Annotated in this window: 15 protein-coding genes; 5 read left to right on the forward strand and 10 right to left on the reverse strand. The window is 46.3% G+C overall.

What is annotated here, in order from left to right:
- Window positions 1–113: 113 nt before the first annotated feature.
- The 4 genes from ACRC53_RS08955 to ACRC53_RS08970 all read right to left on the reverse strand — a co-directional run bounded on the left by ACRC53_RS08955 (window position 114) and on the right by ACRC53_RS08970 (window position 3,571).
- A complete protein-coding gene (locus ACRC53_RS08955; protein WP_438643107.1) occupies window positions 114–1,154 on the reverse strand; it encodes an SPOR domain-containing protein in 1,041 nt (346 codons plus the stop codon).
- Between the two features lie 138 nt (window positions 1,155–1,292).
- Window positions 1,293–2,468 carry a dicarboxylate/amino acid:cation symporter gene (locus ACRC53_RS08960; protein WP_438643108.1) on the reverse strand — a complete coding sequence of 392 codons (1,176 nt, stop codon included), beginning with the start codon at window positions 2,466–2,468 and terminating at the stop codon, window positions 1,293–1,295.
- 213 nt (window positions 2,469–2,681) lie between these two features.
- Window positions 2,682–3,065, reverse strand: a complete 384-nt coding sequence (gene grcA / locus ACRC53_RS08965) for an autonomous glycyl radical cofactor GrcA (protein WP_438643109.1) — start codon at window positions 3,063–3,065, stop codon at window positions 2,682–2,684.
- Window positions 3,066–3,262: 197 nt separating this feature from the next.
- A complete protein-coding gene (locus ACRC53_RS08970; protein ID WP_438643110.1) occupies window positions 3,263–3,571 on the reverse strand; it encodes a hypothetical protein in 309 nt (102 codons plus the stop codon).
- A 170-nt stretch (window positions 3,572–3,741) separates the two neighbouring features.
- Between ACRC53_RS08970 and ung the strand changes: the two genes are divergently transcribed.
- Window positions 3,742–4,413 (forward strand): uracil-DNA glycosylase, encoded by a 672-nt coding sequence (gene ung, locus ACRC53_RS08975; protein WP_438643111.1) that lies wholly within the window; start codon window positions 3,742–3,744, stop codon window positions 4,411–4,413.
- A gap of 109 nt (window positions 4,414–4,522) precedes the next feature.
- Here the strand turns inward: ung and cra are convergent, their stop codons facing one another.
- The gene (cra, locus tag ACRC53_RS08980; protein ID WP_438643112.1) at window positions 4,523–5,542 is read right to left on the reverse strand and encodes a catabolite repressor/activator; all 1,020 of its coding nucleotides are present in this window, start codon (window positions 5,540–5,542) and stop codon (window positions 4,523–4,525) included.
- A 297-nt stretch (window positions 5,543–5,839) separates the two neighbouring features.
- Here cra and ACRC53_RS08985 point away from each other — a divergent pair, with 297 nt between their 5' ends.
- Complete coding sequence (locus tag ACRC53_RS08985; RefSeq protein WP_438643113.1) at window positions 5,840–6,523, forward strand: FCD domain-containing protein; 684 nt, start codon at window positions 5,840–5,842, stop codon at window positions 6,521–6,523.
- Between the two features lie 235 nt (window positions 6,524–6,758).
- Here ACRC53_RS08985 and ilvN read toward each other — a convergent pair whose 3' ends face one another.
- The 5 genes from ilvN to ACRC53_RS09010 all read right to left on the reverse strand — a co-directional run bounded on the left by ilvN (window position 6,759) and on the right by ACRC53_RS09010 (window position 12,986).
- The gene (gene ilvN, locus ACRC53_RS08990; protein WP_438643114.1) at window positions 6,759–7,253 is read right to left on the reverse strand and encodes an acetolactate synthase small subunit; all 495 of its coding nucleotides are present in this window, start codon (window positions 7,251–7,253) and stop codon (window positions 6,759–6,761) included.
- Window positions 7,253–8,971: an acetolactate synthase 3 large subunit gene (ilvI, locus tag ACRC53_RS08995; RefSeq protein ID WP_438643115.1), complete on the reverse strand. Its 1,719-nt coding sequence runs from the start codon at window positions 8,969–8,971 to the stop codon at window positions 7,253–7,255. The genes ilvN and ilvI overlap by 1 nt, the downstream gene beginning before the upstream one ends.
- A 394-nt stretch (window positions 8,972–9,365) precedes the next feature.
- The gene (locus ACRC53_RS09000; RefSeq protein WP_438643116.1) at window positions 9,366–11,156 is read right to left on the reverse strand and encodes an AMP-dependent synthetase/ligase; all 1,791 of its coding nucleotides are present in this window, start codon (window positions 11,154–11,156) and stop codon (window positions 9,366–9,368) included.
- 205 nt (window positions 11,157–11,361) lie between these two features.
- The gene (locus ACRC53_RS09005) at window positions 11,362–12,483 is read right to left on the reverse strand and encodes an MJ1255/VC2487 family glycosyltransferase (protein ID WP_438643117.1); all 1,122 of its coding nucleotides are present in this window, start codon (window positions 12,481–12,483) and stop codon (window positions 11,362–11,364) included.
- Entirely contained in the window at window positions 12,480–12,986 is a 507-nt protein-coding gene (locus ACRC53_RS09010; RefSeq protein WP_438643118.1) for a phosphatase PAP2 family protein, read from the reverse strand. The genes ACRC53_RS09005 and ACRC53_RS09010 overlap by 4 nt, the downstream gene beginning before the upstream one ends.
- Before the next feature lie 421 nt (window positions 12,987–13,407).
- Between ACRC53_RS09010 and leuA the strand changes: the two genes are divergently transcribed.
- The 3 genes from leuA to leuC all read left to right on the forward strand — a co-directional run bounded on the left by leuA (window position 13,408) and on the right by leuC (window position 17,680).
- The gene (gene leuA / locus ACRC53_RS09015; RefSeq protein ID WP_438643119.1) at window positions 13,408–14,976 is read left to right on the forward strand and encodes a 2-isopropylmalate synthase; all 1,569 of its coding nucleotides are present in this window, start codon (window positions 13,408–13,410) and stop codon (window positions 14,974–14,976) included.
- A 5-nt stretch (window positions 14,977–14,981) separates the two neighbouring features.
- Window positions 14,982–16,118, forward strand: a complete 1,137-nt coding sequence (gene leuB, locus ACRC53_RS09020; RefSeq protein WP_438643225.1) for a 3-isopropylmalate dehydrogenase — start codon at window positions 14,982–14,984, stop codon at window positions 16,116–16,118.
- Window positions 16,119–16,243: 125 nt separating this feature from the next.
- A complete protein-coding gene (gene leuC, locus ACRC53_RS09025; RefSeq protein ID WP_438643120.1) occupies window positions 16,244–17,680 on the forward strand; it encodes a 3-isopropylmalate dehydratase large subunit in 1,437 nt (478 codons plus the stop codon).
- The last annotated feature ends 41 nt before the right edge of the window (window positions 17,681–17,721 follow it).

Raw genomic sequence — 17,721 nt, forward strand, 5'->3', positions numbered from 1 at the left:
CCCAAAAGCACAAAATAGCGTACGAAATAATGCATTGAGTTACTCAAAAAAAGCCACTTTCGAAAAGAAAGTCGGCTTTTTTACTGTCCTATTTATTGCTAATAAACTTTGTTTTATATTGCAGGTGAAAGCTCATCAAGTTCTTGGTGAACTTTGTGCAAACGTTTGATCCACGCATCTTGATAATAGGGTCTAACATGCTGTTGTGCAGCTTGCCGAGCCTCTTGTAGTGAGGCATATTCACCTTGCACAACTAAATACCACACTTGCTTATTGCGTTGTGTTTTGTACAGATAACGAGGTGCTGTTGGGCTTGTTGATGGAATATTACCCTCTTGTTCTACAGCCTTAGCAAGCGGGTAATTAGGGGTAGCAATCAACTGAATTGTATAAGTACTCGCGGGGAGTGACCGCAGTTTTTGTACCACTGCAGACATCTCTGTGGCCACCAGTGTTGATGATGAGCTGCCCTGTTCAGGTGTGGAGCGCACGTTATTATCTCGCGGTCTTATCACTTTTGTTGCAACAAACGGTTGAGTCACCGATGCTTTGATAGCTTGAGTCTCTGTCGTGTGTGATACGAGCATCTGAGTATGATCTGATGAAGGAGGTTCTTGCTCTTTTTTTTGCTCAAGCACATTTTTATCGACAAGAAACAACGGCATTCCTGCTTGGAAAATTACCGGAGAGACAGTACTGATAGCCTGTTGATAACGGCCAATATTGCTTTGTACCCGCATTGAATACACCAGTGACTTCGCCACAACCTCATCTGCGATACCGTCAACCAGTAACGATCTACCATCAATTGGCATCTGGATAATAGGCATCGAAAGCAATTGGCCATCAACCAGTACAGCCAAATTTCCCTGCACATGCTCGCGTGTTTGTGTCGATAAAATAACCTGCCCCTGTGCCGAAAGATCAAGACGAATCGTTGGCCCACTGCCATCCATCGAATAGAGATAAAAAACATCATCAATATGTTGGCATTGTAATAATGGTGCCGATAAATACAGATGCTCATCTTCGCTGTTTTGGTATTCAATCGCCTCAGGATTGGGTGCTTCGTACAATAAATGTAGCGATAATCGTGGTGTGCACACTTCAGGAGTACGTAACTTTGCTGTTGAGGATGCGCAACCACTCAGCACGCTTGCAAGTAGAAAGCATAAGAACGTGTAAAGAAGGCGCTCCCCTCTGATAGGGAAACACCGTCTGTTTTGCCAAAGAGTCATGGAGTGTCGACTCAACATGAACACATGCCATTCAATCGAAAAATATTACGCAACTTATACTTGCGTAGTCTTAATCGGTTGCGTCTTTTCATGCGGTAAACCGTTATCAACAAGCACACTAATTGCACCATCGCCAGTAACATTACACGCTGTTCCAAAACTATCTTGTGCTAAATATAGCGCAATCATCAGAGCCAGTTGCGCTTCATTAAACCCAAGCATTGAACTCAATAGCCCTAATGCTGACATCACTGCCCCACCCGGTGCACCCGGTGCAGCAATCATCGTCACACCCAGCATCAAGATAAATGGCAACATAGTGAGCAGGCTTGGAATCGCCATGTATTGTGCTAAATACATAACAGCAGTGGCACATGTCACTAGAGTAATCGTCGAGCCAGAAAGGTGGATAGTGGCACACAGAGGAATGGTAAAATTAGCCACACCGCTGCTTACGCCCATCGCTTTACTCTGACGCAGAGTGACAGGAATAGTAGCCGCAGACGACATTGTCCCGACCGCCGTAAAATAAGCGGGTAACATTGTACGCAATAAAAACAGCGGCGAGCGGCCAGATGTCAAACCTGCGGCAACATACAAAACAGTTAGCCATAACCAGTGCATACAGATTGCTAAAACCAGCACAATACCGAATGTTTTCAGGGTACTAAAAACTGTACCATCAAGGGTCATTTCAGCAAAAACGCCGGCAATATACAAAGGCAACAATGGAATTAAGATATTTGCTAACAAACCATCAATAATATCGCGACCACCATCACTGACCGCTTTTAACGTCATATTCTGTGTTTTACTGATCCCGATACCAAATAAAAATGCGGTTGCCAATGCAGTCATAACCCCAAACAGCGGTGGAATTGATATCTGCATAAAAGGCTCTAGTTTTACCGCATGGTGGGCAACAGATTCACTCACGGGTGTTAATCGTGGGATCACTTGGCTGGCAATCAAAAAAGCCAATATCCCTGCAACAATGGTTGAAGCATAAGCTAACCCCACGGTTTTACCCAACAGTTTGCCTGAATTTTGCGGTAAACTTGCAATACCACTGGCAATAAAAAAAAGAATAATCAGAGGGATAGTGAAATTAATCATCTCACCAATAAGCACTTTCACCGTTAATAACGCACGTAAAAACCATTCGGGAGCAAACAGGCCAAATACCAGCCCTGCTAATATTCCAGCAATCAGCTTTGCTATTAATTTCATATCACAATTCCTGTACTTTATCGTTTTTATCACTTTTATTATTGCTAGTCATAACGAACCGCTAGCATTATTGAATAAATTACCATAAAAATTGCGAAACATCTGTGACTAGAATGCAGGGAAAGCACGAAGGGGATGTAACAAAACCAAAACAAAAAGGAGACATAAAGTCTCCTTTTTATAATATTACAATTTATGGGAAGCTACACGTACTTATAAACTTTGTGTAAACGTACGTGTGATAACATCACGTTGTTGCTCTGGAGTCAGTGAGTTAAAACGCACAGCATAACCAGAAACTCGAATTGTCAGTTGCGGGTACTTTTCTGGGTGATTTACAGCATCTTCCAGTGTTTCACGCTTAAGTACGTTAACATTCAGGTGTTGACCGCCTTCTACGCGTACTGTCGGAGCGACATCTAACGCCACTTCACGGTACTCAATCTCACCGAGTTCATTCACCGGTACGATCTGATCTTCAGCAAACTCACTTTTAGCACAAACACAACGCGCTTCATTCGTTGTGCTATCAAGTAGCCAAAAAGAGTTCAATAGTGCGTCATTTGCTGCTTTAGTGATCTGAATTCCAGTAATCATGGCGATCTCCCGCAAGGTAATTATAGAAAGAGTTGATAGTTTACAACCTTTGTTGATGGTTATTGTGTGACCTTGCTTGATTTATGTCAATATCCAGATCAAAAGTAAGGATTAATTGTGCCGCTAAAAATGATCTAGCGCACATTTATCTATAGGGTTAAAAAAAGAGAAAATGGCAAAATTGACCTGCATTCAAGTTAATATTTTTCTAATTTATCAAACTGTAATACATTGATAAAATCATGCTGGTATTGCTCTTCTAATGCATGCCGCCAATATTGCTGGGCTAAAGGCTGTAAGAAAAAATATTCGCGGGTTGTATCCGTCGCAAATGCCATACCTAATGGCATTAATTCATGGTGAATATCGTGTACAAAATCGAGCGAAAATGCAGTGCGTCCTGTCAGTAAACTGATGTCTTTACGGGTTAAGTAAACACCTTGCTGATTATTTTTAAAACGTTCAAACAACCACTGAGCAAACTCTTTTGCGCTGACCATTGACATAAACACCTCAACAACCAATACCGTTTAATAACATAATAGCAACAATATTATGATGCAGCCAAAATGCACACAGAGCGATAGTAAGATAAACGGAGTGCTTTCTACCTGTTAGCAAAAGATAAGTAGTGTTATTGTTTTGCTCATTTTGCAAAACGACAATGAGGTTCAATATGCCAGAACAAACCTGGAGTTCGGTTATTGGGGCTGAAAAACAACAACCCTATTTTATGAATATCATGCAACATGTTGCTGCGGAGCGGGCTGCAGGAAAAGAGATTTATCCCCCAGAAAAAGATGTTTTTAGTGCTTTTCGCTACACTCCTTTTGATCAGGTCAATGTGGTTATTTTGGGGCAAGACCCATATCACGGTCCAAATCAAGCACATGGGTTATGTTTTTCTGTACAACCGGGCATTGCCACACCGCCTTCACTGCTCAATATGTATAAAGAGCTGAAAACAGATATTCCTGGTTTTGAAATGCCTAATCATGGTTGCTTAAGTAGTTGGGCGACACAGGGAGTTTTACTGCTCAACACGGTATTAACCGTAGAGCGCAGTAAAGCACATTCACATGCTAAATTGGGTTGGGAAACGTTTACGGATGCTGTTATTGCTGCCATTAATACGCATCGCGAAGGGGTTATTTTTCTGCTCTGGGGCGCACATGCGCAGAAAAAAGGGCAGATTATTGATCGTCAACGGCACTCTGTATTAATAGCACCGCACCCTTCACCACTTTCAGCACACCGTGGCTTTTTAGGCTGTAAACACTTTTCACAAACTAATCAAATTTTACAGCAAAAAGGGTTAGCACCTATTAATTGGCAACCAGAGATTTGAGCGTTGCTGCAATGCTCAGGTCAACCCTCGCACACCTATCAATAAAAAGAGGTGTGCGAGTTCTTGTCGCATACTGACAGCAAAATACGTATGTAATGTGTTTTGCTCTTTACGTTATCGTATGCAAACGGCTTAATGTGCCACGCCAAGTGAGTTTACGCTGCATACGGGTCATTCCTGGCTGTGGTTTTTCAGCGCCATCTAGACTATCAAGCACCAGTTTTAGTACCGTTTCAGCTACATCACGGTGGCGTTGCGATAGCGACATTACTTTACAACCTAAAAAGTCTAAAAGTTCGTGATCACCAAATGTGGCAATAGTCAGTGAAGAGGGTATTTTGCCATAATGAGCAATGATCTCATCGAGTACACCTTGTAACAGTGCAAACGAGGTTGTAAACAGCGCATCAGGCAGTGGATTATCCTGCAACCACGTTTTAAAACGAGCTGCCGCAGCATCGCGCTCATAACTGGTTGCATGCAGATAAGTGATACTGCGCTTATCCCCTTCACAAGCTTGACGAAATCCTTGCTCACGCAGTTGACTTACCGACAATTCAGGCAGTGCGCCCACATAAACAATCGAAGCAACATCTTTTTGCTGCAACAGCTCATGTCCGAGCACTTCAGCATCAGCACGGTCAGCCCCCACAACACTGATAAAATGCTGGGGATCAAGCGCACGGTCAAGTGCGATAATGGGTAGATCGCGCCCTGCCCACTGTTGATAAAATGTATGGGTAGATGAAAGTGCAGTCGATACGATAAGTGCATCAACTTGACGTTGTAACAAGTGGCTAACGCAGCGCATCTCGTTATCTGTGTTATCTTCTGAGCAGGCAATCAGTAATTGATAACCATGCTGACGCGCACGGCGCTCTAAATGGTTAGCAATACGGGTATAACTGGTGTTCTCTAAGTCTGGGATCACTAATCCAATCGAACGGGTACGCCCTGCCCGTAAACCCGCAGCGACAGCATTAGGCTGATAGTTATGCTCGCGCACTACCGCCATGACTTTCTCTACCGTTTTATCACTCACACGGTACTGTTTTGCTTTACCATTAATAACATAACTGGCCGTAGTACGTGACACTCCGGCTAATCTGGCGATCTCATCTAATTTCACAACGATCCCCTTTTGATGAGATTTACACATAGCTAAAGATCTAACCGCATAATCACTGCTCTATGCAATATTTTTTTTATTTTAACCCCATGTATTGAATGCTTTATTTATTTACTGAGAGTCTTGCGTTAAAGAGTGCACAATAAACTCTTAGCTGCTCACACTTTCTATGTAATTTTTTGATATGCAATAGTAGCCCTGTTATAAAAACGGCATACTCAACAGTAAAAAACAACCGAATCTCATTTATTCACCCTTATTATTCATTGATCTGTATGTTGTTTTTTGGGGGCAAGCGTGTCGAGTCAAACCATTACTGATAAAATATTCCATATTATAAAAAAAGACATTCTGTTGGGGATATTAAAGCCAAGTCAAAAACTGGTTGTGGCTGAACTTAAAGCGCGTTATGGCGTTGGCGCATCTCCCATTCGTGAAGCACTCATTAAATTATCATGGTCAAAGTTTGTCTGTATTGAGCCGCAAAAAGGCTGCTGGGTTGCACCGGTGTCTATCGCTGAATTAGAAGATATTCTTGAAACACGGCAAATTTTAGAACGTATTTTACTGACAAAATCAATTGAACAAGGTGGTGAGGAGTGGGAACTCAATGTACTCACAAGCCACCATAAATTGGCGAGAATTGATGATCCAGCAAACCCAAATATTGATTATGATGAGTGGGAAATCAGGCACAATCAATTCCATCTTGCACTATTTAGTGGCAGTAATAACCCTAAAATGCAGGAGTTTTTGCAAAATATCTTAGAGCAAATTGCCCGTTATCGACACGTGTGGGTGAGTGTACATTTAGATTATGATAAGCGTTACCATGATAATGGTGAGCACGAAAAATTGATGCAAGCCGTGCTTAATCGCGATACAGCACGTGCAATTATGCTAACGGAACAGCACTCTAGTCGTGCGTTTGATCTGTTTAAAAAATCAATTCAACAACTTGAGCATATTGATATCGTGTAAACTTTACGTCTAAATAGCACGGATTGATATCTACAAAATAGATAGCATAATAATCAAAAATGAGTCTGGATAAAAAATAGCGTTATGTATAAAAATAAAGTCAGGTTATTTTATTAATCAATATTGGCATAACATATAACACGTGGGTATATAACGACCCACGTGTTATTTTACGCTCAAAAGAGATCTCTACATGAAAAAGAGAGCGTCAATATACTCTCTATATGTATTGAAATTAACCAAATACCGAACGTTCACCACGCGAAATACCTACAACACCAGAGCGTGCCACTTCAACAATCTCTGTATAGCCTTTTACCGAAGCTAAGAATGCATCTAGCTTTTCACTCGTTCCGGTTAATTGCACGGTATAAAGCACTGTACTGACATCAACAATCTGTCCACGGAATATATCTGTAATACGTTTCAGTTCATCCCGCACTGCTGCTGTGGCTTGCATTTTAACTAACATTAATTCACGTTCAACATGTGGGCCTTGTGTTAAATCACTGACCTTTAATACATCAATTAACTTATGCAGTTGCTTCTCAATTTGCTCTAATACATTCTCTTCGCCCGCAGTCACAATGGTTATTCGTGAAAGTGTTGGGTCATCAGTGGGGGCAACTGTCAGGGTTTCGATATTATAACCACGCTGGGAAAACAACCCAATAACACGGGATAATGCCCCAGACTCGTTCTCTAATAGTACCGATAAGATCCTGCGCATTATGTTCTCTCCGTTTTACTTAGCCACATTTCATTCATTGCACCACCGCGTACTAGCATCGGATAAACATGTTCGGTTTCATCGACACTAATATCCACAAACACCAGACGGTTTTTAATCGCTAATGCTTGCGCTAATTTGGGCTCTAACTCTTCAGGTGTGTGAATCGCAATGCCGACATGCCCATAGGCTTCAGCAATTTTGACAAAATCAGGCAAAGATTCCATATAAGAGTGTGAATGGCGACCGGAATAGATCATATCTTGCCACTGCTTTACCATCCCTAAAAAACGGTTATTAAGATTGATAATCACCACCGGAACATCGTATTGCAGTGCAGTTGAAAGCTCTTGAATATTCATCTGAATACTGCCATCACCGGTTATACACACCACTTGTTCATGTGGCAGCGCCATTTTCACGCCGATAGCAGCAGGGAAGCCAAAGCCCATTGTGCCTAGCCCACCGGAGTTAATCCAACGGCGCGGTTTAGCAAACGGATAATACAGCGCAGCAAACATCTGATGCTGCCCAACATCAGAGGTGACATAGGCATCGCCCTGCGTCAGTTTGTACAAGGCTTCAATGGCCGCCTGCGGTTTGATTTTTACGCTATCACGTGGGAAATCAAGGCACTTACGGGCACGCCACTGACTAATTTGTTGCCACCAGTCGGCTAGCACTGCCGGATCATGAGCGGTATGGTGCTCATCTAACAATGTCAGCATTTTCTTCAGCACATTTTCAGCACAACCGACGATCGGAATATCAACCGCAATGGTTTTCGAGATCGAGGTAGGATCAATATCAATGTGCAAAATCGTGGCATTCGGACAATATTTTGCCACGTTATTGGTGGTGCGATCGTCAAAACGCACACCAATCGCAAAAATCAGATCTGCATTGTGCATCACCATATTGGCTTCATAGGTGCCGTGCATACCCAGCATACTGACACTTTGCGGATCATTACCGGGAAATGCGCCCAGCCCCATTAACGTGGTCGTTACAGGTACATTTAACTTGTGGGCAAACGCTGTCAACAATTCACTGCAATTAGCCCCAATGACACCACCACCGGCATAAATCACCGGCTGGCGGGCAGCAAGCAGCGCTTGCAGACCTTTTTTAATCTGTCCGGTATGCCCTGTCACATTCGGGTGATATGAGCGCAACTCCACACTTTCAGGATAACTGTATGGCAGCTTATTGGCGGGATTAAGAATATCTTTGGGTAAATCAACCACCACCGGCCCCGGGCGGCCGGATGCAGCAATATAGAAGGCCTTTTTCATCACCAACGGGATATCTTCAGTGCGTTTGACCAAAAAGCTGTGCTTCACAACTGGGCGAGAGATCCCGACCATATCGCACTCTTGAAACGCATCATTACCAATCAGGCTGGTTGCTACCTGACCGGAGAGCACCACCAGCGGAATCGAGTCGGTGTAGGCTGTGGCAATGCCGGTAATGGCGTTTGTTGCCCCTGGCCCTGATGTGACCAGCGCCACCCCTACTTGCCCGGTTGCCCGCGCATAGCCATCGGCCATATGCACGGCCGCTTGCTCGTGGCGAACCAGCACATGTTCAATGCAGCCTAGGGTATGCAGTGCATCATAAATATCGAGCACAGCTCCCCCCGGATAACCGAAAACATGTTTAATGCCCTGATCGTGCAGTGCTTGCACCACCATTTCGGCGCCTGACAACATCTCCATACGTCTGTCTCCCGGTCGGATTCGATTCCTAAGCTTCCAGCATGGTTGCTTATCTTATTGATTACTAAGCATCTATTAATTTTCAGTGGTGGTATTAATGTTTTTTTTACCCCGTTTCACTCTGTAATTCACCTGATACGAGCAAAACCACGGCCTAACTCACTTTAACGTTGATTTTGTAACAAAGTCCATCATTACAGCACGTTAATTAGCCACAAGATGAATGCAAATATGAAATAGAGTGATAACACAGGGTTAATTAATAAAATACAGAGGAATATTTCAATCAACGGGAAAGAAGCAAAATCTTCTTATGGGCTAGATTACTGCATAAAAAAAACCACCTTGCGGTGGTTTTCCATGAGAACAGAGTGCAAGTCACTATTGATTCGCACTATTCGTACATAGAGTCAATTTCACGCTGATAACGCTGTGAAATAATCTTCCGACGCAGTTTTAGGGTTGGCGTGAGTTCGCCGCTCTCCATCGTGAAAGCATCTGGCAGCAGTGTGAAACGTTTTACTTGCTCAAAACGTGCCAGCTCTTTCTGAATACTTTTCAGACGTTGCTCAAACATTTCACGGATCTGGCCATTTTTCAGCAGCTCCATACGATCGTGATATTTAATGTTTACGCTACGCGCATAATCTTCTAAAGATTCAAAACAAGGCACAATTAAGGCTGAAACAAACTTACGGGTATCAGCAATCACGGCAATTTGTTCGATAAAGCGATCTTGCCCCAACGCCCCTTCAATCATCTGCGGCGCGATATACTTTCCGCCCGATGTTTTCATCAGATCTTTAATGCGCTCGGTGATAAAAAAGTTTCCGTGCTCATCAACTGCGCCTGCATCACCGGTTTTTAACCAGCCATCTGCGGTAAAACTGTTTGCCGTCTCTTCCGGTTTATTGTAGTAACCGCGCATAACTGATGCACCGCGCACCTGAATCTCATTCTCTTGGTCGGCAACAATGCGCACTTCTAAGCCCGGCAGTGGCGTACCAATAGAACCAAACTGGTACTCGTCATCTTCCCAGCAGGTGACAGTCGCGCAGGTTTCGGTCATACCGTAACCGTACTTAATGTTGATGCCGATTGACTGAAAAAACAGGTTGATACCGTCATCAAGTTTTGCACCTGATGTCGGTAAAAAACGGGTGCGGCCACCCAGAGCGCCGCGCAATTTGCTCAACACCAATTTATCAGCGAGACGGTAACTTCCCTGCAAAAACGCACTAGGGCGACGTTTTTGACGCAGACACCAAAAATATTGCTCACCGATTTTTACTGCCCATTTAAACAGCATACGGCGAATAAGTGGCGCTTTTGCCACTTTATCGTGAATAGCACTGAATACTTTCTCGTAAAACCGTGGGACTGCACACATCACCGTTGGGCGCACAGCTAACATTGCCGCTTGTGCTTTTTGTGGATCACGTAAAAAGACATTTGTTGCACCACGGTGTAGCACATAAAAACACCATGCGCGTTCAAACACATGCGACAACGGTAAAAAGCTCAGTGAAACATCATCTTCCGTTAAGCTTAAACGATCATCGTGTAAATGCAGCTGTGTGGCCATGTTACGATAATCAAGCATTACCCCTTTCGGTTCACCGGTTGTTCCTGAGGTATAAATTAGGGTAAATAGATCATCTAAACGGCGATCAGCAATGCGCGTTTCTAATTCTGTATCAAATTCTGTTGTGCCTTGCTGCCGAAAATCGGCCAAATGACAAGCAATGCTGCACCCTTGTAAATCAACAGTGGGATCAAGTGCAATAATATGAGTGAGCTGTGGGCAAGTCTCTTGCAAAGCAATAGCCGCATTCATCTGTGCCTGTTCGCCAACAAATAAAATACGAACATCGGCATCATCCAACACATACGCTGTTTGCGCGGCGGTGTTAGTTGGGTAAATCGGCACTGTAATGGCACGCAGGTGCAAAATGGCCAAGTCAGTGAGTGTCCACTCAGCCATATTTTGGGAAAAAATGGCCACGCGTTCTTGTATCTCAACACCGAGACTCAATAATGCACGGGCGGTAGCGCGTAGGCGCTCATTGGCTTCCTGCCAACAGATGTCAATCCACGCGTTGCCTTGCTGATCTTGCATGACAACCTTAGCGGGATTACGGGAAATCTGACCCTGGATACGCTCTATCAGGTGATAACCTTTCATCTTCGGACCTTAAATTCGTAGGTGAGCTTCAGCGTACACATGTACGCTTAGATGACAATAAGTGTAACTGAACTTGTCGATAGAAGAAAAGGATTTAAACAGCCGTTTATGAGTAAGCACTCACAAAGTGCATAAAATAGAACAACATGCTCTTTTGCTGATTAAAACACTCTTTTTTAGACAAGATAGACTTTTTAAGTTCGATTTATAGCCCAAACTCAGTGTGAAGATTCAATTCTGGTAGCGAGAGATCGCTGTCGAGCGGAGTACAATCTTGCAGGCTTTCAACTACACTTTCTGGAAATTCAACACTGCGCCATAAGTTTTTTTTCAGCGCAACAAGATCACCTGATGCCCCTTCTGCAATCCAATGAGCCACTGCGTTTGCAACATCAGGAAAAACGACTCGGCCAATAGCATGGCTACGTAACCAATGGTGCAGCGCACCCTGATCGAGCTGATTTAAGCGAGTTGCCAGCCCCATAATATCGAGCGTTAATGCATTACTCTGCTGCTCAAACTGCCCCTGTAGCGGTTTTACCAGCAGCTTTTTTCCTAGCGCCATCGCTTCAGAAGGCAGTTCAAAACCGGCATTGGCAATCACCCCGTGGCAACTGGCCAATGCTTGGCGAAACCGTGCGTGGGACAGCGGGTATAAACCGATATTTTTGTGCTGTTTTTCTTGCTTCACGGCAGGATGAAAACAGTCAAATTTGGCATGTCGGCACGCACTGAGCCAATATAGGATGCTGTTTAAATTTTCAAAGGGCAGATATACCAATACCTGCCCATTATCGCTGGCGGTTAGGGTTGTATTGCTATCAATAATCGGCGGTAGGATCTGGCAATCATGGTGAAACCAGTGTAAGCCAATGGCCTGTTGTACCGGTGCAAAATGGCGCATTAGCTGGCGATTAAACAGACTATCACCCTCTTTGAGAATAGGGTATTGAAAGGCAGCCTGATGGCTAACCGTCAAGCTCGGCACACCGGCACGCTGTGCCGCCCATGCACTGACCGGTTCAAAATCACTGAACACCAGATCATATCCACGTAGATCGAGAGCCTGAATATCGCGCAGCAGTTGTAACAGATGGTTGTGGCGAACGGTTTTTCCCAGTGCAATTTTGCCGTGCTGTGAAACAAAGCTCAGCCCTCTGCGGGTCTGATAGCGGCCAAAAATTTGCATATCAAAGTAGTCATCGGGGTTACGCCCTGAGCAGATCACATCCACCTGAACACCTTGTTGCTGTAATGCTGGCACTAAGACGCGACCACGTGACAGATGGCCATTTCCCGTGCCTTGTATCCCGTATAAAATTTTCATGCCCACTCCAGCGCCAGCGTTGCACAGCCCAACCCCAAAATTGCACCGGCAATAATGTCTGTCAGAAAGTGTACGCCAAGCAGTACGCGTGACAGGCCTACCAGCAAGGCCCAACTTAAGGCGATGGGTAACCAGAATGGATAGTAAGCGGCCACTAACCCTGTCATTAAAAACGCGGCGGCAGTGTGGCCTGACGGCAGGCTATAACGATCAGAGGGCACAATAAAACAGGGAAGATTCAGTGGTCTATCACGCCGGATGCTGTTTTTCAGGAGCCAGTAAATCGGCAGCTCAACTGCAAATGCCAGACAACCGGTGCGAAAAAAATGCGTACCCGCATGAGGTTCAGTGTAGTAAAGCAGCACGCCCACCAGCAGATAGAGTGGGCCATCACCGGTACGCGACACCATACGGGAGACGCGGGCGATAGCGTGGTTGAAACGGTGGCATAAACAAAAGGTTGAAACCGCCAGATCAAAACGCCGCAAGGATAAACGCACCATAGACTTCTCCTGATTGAACCGAGCAGACTTGGCTTTACTCTATAAACCCCAGATGACAATTCATTGATAGTTTTGCAGCAGTTTTATTTCCCTGATTCAACCATTCCAATCAAACTATTGACAAGTGCATAACATCTGAAGTATCACATACGCATTGCGGATATTTTATCGCCTACTAAGCCCTTTTTAGCCCTTACTCTTAGTAGGTCAATATAAATACATGAGAATACGACCATGAATGCAACTTTGCTGCTACTTAACCTACTCCTACTCGCTGCTTATCAGCGCGGGTCAGCTCAGGGTTTGTTCAAGTAGCAACAAGAACGGTCAGCAAACCAAATCCCCGAGCCCGCGCAGTCAGCGCGGGCTTTTTTTTCCGGCTGACCGCAGGGATAGCACGACAGCAAAAGGAATTTTTATTATGAGCAATCAGGTCATTATATTCGATACCACGTTACGTGACGGGGAACAGGCATTACGTGCCAGCCTGAGCGTCAAAGAGAAGTTGCAAATTGCCTTTGCGCTTGAGCGTTTGGGCGTAGATGTGATGGAGGTGGGTTTTCCTGTCTCTTCACCGGGCGATTTTGAGTCAGTACAAACCATTGCCCGCAATATCAAACACAGCCGAGTCTGCGCACTGGCCCGCGCGGTCGATCAGGATATTGATGTTGCCGCTGAGTCATTGAAAGTGGCCGAAGCCTTTCGCATTCATACCTTTATTGCCACTTCAACGTTACATATCGAAACCAAGCTTAAGCGCAGTTTTGATGATGTGCTTGAAATGGCGGTACGCGCAGTAAAACGTGCCCGCCAATATACCGATGATGTGGAGTTCTCTTGTGAGGATGCAGGGCGAACACCGATTGATAATTTGTGCCGCGTGGTTGAAGCCGCCATTCGTTCCGGTGCTAAAACAATCAACATTCCCGATACGGTGGGTTACACCATTCCGAGCCAGTTTGGTGGTATTATCGAAACTCTGTTTAACCGTGTACCCAATATTGATCAGGCGGTGATCTCGGTGCATTGCCATAACGATCTGGGGTTGTCAGTCGCCAATTCGATTGCAGCAGTACAAGCCGGTGCGCGGCAAATTGAGTGCACCATGAATGGGATCGGCGAGCGAGCCGGTAACTGTTCACTCGAAGAAGTGGCGATGATCATCAAAACCCGTGCTGATTTACTGGAGGTACACACCGGTATTCGCCATCAGGATATTCACCGCACAAGCCAATTGGTCAGCCAGTTGTGCAACATGCCGGTACAGGCAAACAAGGCCATTGTCGGCGCGAACGCCTTTGCCCACTCTTCTGGCATTCATCAAGATGGCATGCTGAAAAATAAATCGAACTACGAAATTATCACCCCAGAATCTATCGGGTTAAACCAAAATCAGTTAAACCTGACCTCGCGCTCAGGCCGTGCCGCAGTGAAACACCGCATGGAAGCGATGGGCTATTCAGAAAGCAATTACGATATTGACTCACTCTACGCCGCCTTTTTGAAACTGGCCGATAAAAAGGGGCAGGTGTTTGATTATGATCTAGAGGCGCTGGCCTTTATCAATATGCAGCAGGAAGAGTCAGAACATTTTTGTCTGAACTACCTGAGCGTGCAATCAGGCGGCAGCGTGATGGCCACCGCATCAGTACGCCTAAAGGCCGGTGATAACGAATATACCGAAGCGGCCACGGGCAACGGGCCGGTCGATGCGGTCTATCAGTGTATCAACCGGATTACCGGTTATGAGATAAGCATTGTGAACTACCAACTATCGGCCAAGGGTCAGGGCAAAGATGCGCTTGGTCAGGTCGATATCGTGGCCGATTATCAGGGCCGCCGCTTCCACGGTGTCGGGCTGGAAACTGATATTATCGAATCTTCTGCACAGGCACTGATCCACGTTATCAACGCCATTCACCGCGCTCAGCGGGTTTCTCAAGAGACACAACGCATTCACCAACAACGGACAGAGGCAGCACAATCATGACAGGGATGACAACAAACGCCGCGGCAAATCACTACACTATCGCCGTATTAGCCGGAGACGGTATCGGGCCAGAAGTGATGCAAGAAGCGATTAACGTGCTGGCCGCAGTGCAATCACATTTTGGTTTCAGCTTGGCATACAGCGAACACCCTGTCGGCGGCATTGCCATTGATCTGCACGGCACACCGCTGCCGGCAGAAACACTGTCGGGCTGCGAAGCGGCCGATGCCATTTTATTTGGTTCTGTCGGCGGGCCAAAGTGGGAACACCTGCCCCCTCAGCAGCAACCCGAACGCGGCGCGTTACTGCCTCTGCGCAAACACTTCCAACTGTTTTGTAATCTGCGACCCGCAACCCTGTATGCGGGTTTAGAAGATTTTTGCCCGTTACGGGCCGATATTGCTGCGCGCGGTTTTGATATTGTCTGTGTACGCGAGCTCACTGGCGGGATCTACTTTGGCCAGCCTAAAGGCCGGGCCGGTGAAGGTGCGCAAGAGCACGCCTTTGATACCGAGATTTACCACCGTTACGAAATTGAGCGAATTGCGCGCATCGCCTTTGAATCGGCGCGTGTTCGCCGTGCCAAAGTGACCTCGGTGGATAAAGCTAACGTACTGCAAAGCTCAATTTTATGGCGGGAAGTGGTCAGCAGCATCGCCAAAGAGTACCCCGATGTGCAGCTAGAACACATCTATATCGACAACGCCACTATGCAGTTAATTAAAGCCCCTGATCAGTTTGATGTATTACTGTGCTCAAATATTTTTGGCGATATTTTGTCAGATGAGTGCGCCATGATCACCGGCTCCATGGGCATGCTGCCCTCTGCCAGTTTGAACGAAAGCCGCTTTGGGCTATTTGAGCCAGCCGGTGGCTCTGCGCCAGATATCGCCGGAAAAGGCATTGCTAACCCAATAGCCCAAATTTTATCTGCCGCACTGATGTTGCGCTACAGCCTCGGACAAGAGCCCGCGGCACAAGCCATTGAACAAGCAGTGACCGCAGTATTGGCACAAGGCTGGCGCACAGCGGATCTGGCTGGCGAACAAACGGCACTGAGCACCGCTGAGATGGGCAGTAAAATTGCTGCCTATATCACTGAGCATGCCGGTGCAATAGCGCACGTAGCCGAAACCGTTTAAGGCAAAGCGAACCACAAAAATTTTGCACTTCGCTGAGATTTCACTGAAGACCATCAGCAAGTTACAAAGCGTGACTCGTGAACCGTAAAACATACCGGCGCGGTAGCGCCACAAGGATGTAAATCATGGGAAAAACATTGCCCCCAAAAACGTTGTACCAAAAATTATTCGATGCCCACGTGGTGCATGAAACTGCCGGTGAAACACCGCTGCTGTATATTGACCGCCATTTGGTACATGAAGTCACCTCACCACAGGCATTTGATGGTCTGCGTGCCATGCAGCGTGCTGTTCGCCAACCTAGCAAAACTTTTGCCACGATGGATCACAACGTCTCGACTCAAACCCGCGATATTGCCGCATCCGGTGAGATGGCACGTATCCAGATGCAAGAATTGGCAAAAAACTGCACTGAATTTGGCATCACCTTGTACGATTTAGATCACCCCAACCAAGGCATTGTGCATGTGATGGGCCCAGAGCAGGGGCTGACGCTGCCCGGTATGACCATTGTTTGTGGAGACTCACACACCTCCACCCACGGGGCATTTGGCGCGCTGGCATTTGGTATTGGAACATCTGAAGTAGAGCACGTATTAGCTTCACAAACCCTCAAGCAAAGCCGCGCTAAAACGCTGAAAATTGAGGTGCAGGGGCAAGTTTCTGGCGGGATCACCGCAAAAGATATTGTACTGGCAGTGATTGGTAAAGTCGGCCATGCCGGAGGCACTGGGTATGTCGTGGAGTTCTGCGGTGAGGCCATTACTGCCCTGAGCATGGAAGGCCGCATGACAGTGTGCAACATGGCCATTGAGCTAGGTGCAAAAGCGGGGCTGATCGCCCCAGATACCACCACCTTTGCCTATCTGGAAAACCGCCCGTTTGCCCCACAAAGCGCAGACTGGGCAGAAGCCGTGGCTTACTGGGCTACGCTGCGCAGTGATGCCGATGCCCATTTTGATCACACCATCACCCTGTACGCCAGCGAGATAGCCCCACAGGTGACATGGGGAACCAACCCCGGTCAGGTGATTGCCATTGATCAGCCGATCCCCGCGCCGACATCATTCAGTGATGCCAATGAACGCGTATCGGCAGAAAAAGCATTGCACTATATGGGGTTGCAGGCAGGCGAAAAGCTGTCAGATATTCGCATTGATAAAGTATTTATCGGCTCTTGCACCAACTCACGTATTGAAGATCTGCGTGCCGCGGCCAGCATTGCTAAAGGGCATAAAGTGGCCAACGGCGTACAAGCGTTGGTCGTGCCCGGCTCTGGTCTGGTTAAGGCGCAAGCCGAAGCCGAAGGGCTGGATAAAATCTTCATTGATGCGGGCTTTGAGTGGCGGTTGCCCGGCTGCTCTATGTGCTTGGCGATGAACAATGATCGCTTGGCCGCCGGTGAACGCTGCGCCTCTACCAGTAACCGCAACTTTGAGGGGCGACAAGGGCGTGGCGGACGCACCCATCTGGTCAGCCCTGCAATGGCTGCCGCTGCCGCAATCAAAGGGCATTTCACGGATGTGCGTAATTTCGCAGATAACCTGCCACAGTTCGGTTAAGCCCCGATTTGATTTATCCCTATACGATGGCCCGTGCACAA

It is taken from the genome of Plesiomonas sp. (assembly GCF_051652165.1).
In the GTDB taxonomy this organism is placed as follows: Bacteria; Pseudomonadota; Gammaproteobacteria; order Enterobacterales; family CAMTGL01; genus Plesiomonas.

Bases quoted from the DNA above. Each gene is read 5' to 3' on its own strand.
- leuB (WP_438643225.1), top strand. From the start codon at position 14,982: ATGACAACAAACGCCGCGGCAAATCACTACACTATCGCCGTATTAGCC.
- leuA (WP_438643119.1), top strand. From the start codon at position 13,408: ATGAGCAATCAGGTCATTATATTCGATACCACGTTACGTGACGGGGAA.
- ACRC53_RS09000 (WP_438643116.1), bottom strand. From the start codon at position 11,156: ATGAAAGGTTATCACCTGATAGAGCGTATCCAGGGTCAGATTTCCCGT.
- grcA (WP_438643109.1), bottom strand. From the start codon at position 3,065: ATGATTACTGGAATTCAGATCACTAAAGCAGCAAATGACGCACTATTG.
- ACRC53_RS09005 (WP_438643117.1), bottom strand. From the start codon at position 12,483: ATGAAAATTTTATACGGGATACAAGGCACGGGAAATGGCCATCTGTCA.
- ilvN (WP_438643114.1), bottom strand. From the start codon at position 7,253: ATGCGCAGGATCTTATCGGTACTATTAGAGAACGAGTCTGGGGCATTA.
- ACRC53_RS08960 (WP_438643108.1), bottom strand. From the start codon at position 2,468: ATGAAATTAATAGCAAAGCTGATTGCTGGAATATTAGCAGGGCTGGTA.
- ilvI (WP_438643115.1), bottom strand. From the start codon at position 8,971: ATGGAGATGTTGTCAGGCGCCGAAATGGTGGTGCAAGCACTGCACGAT.
- ung (WP_438643111.1), top strand. From the start codon at position 3,742: ATGCCAGAACAAACCTGGAGTTCGGTTATTGGGGCTGAAAAACAACAA.
- leuC (WP_438643120.1), top strand. From the start codon at position 16,244: ATGGGAAAAACATTGCCCCCAAAAACGTTGTACCAAAAATTATTCGAT.
- ACRC53_RS09010 (WP_438643118.1), bottom strand. From the start codon at position 12,986: ATGGTGCGTTTATCCTTGCGGCGTTTTGATCTGGCGGTTTCAACCTTT.
- ACRC53_RS08970 (WP_438643110.1), bottom strand. From the start codon at position 3,571: ATGTCAATGGTCAGCGCAAAAGAGTTTGCTCAGTGGTTGTTTGAACGT.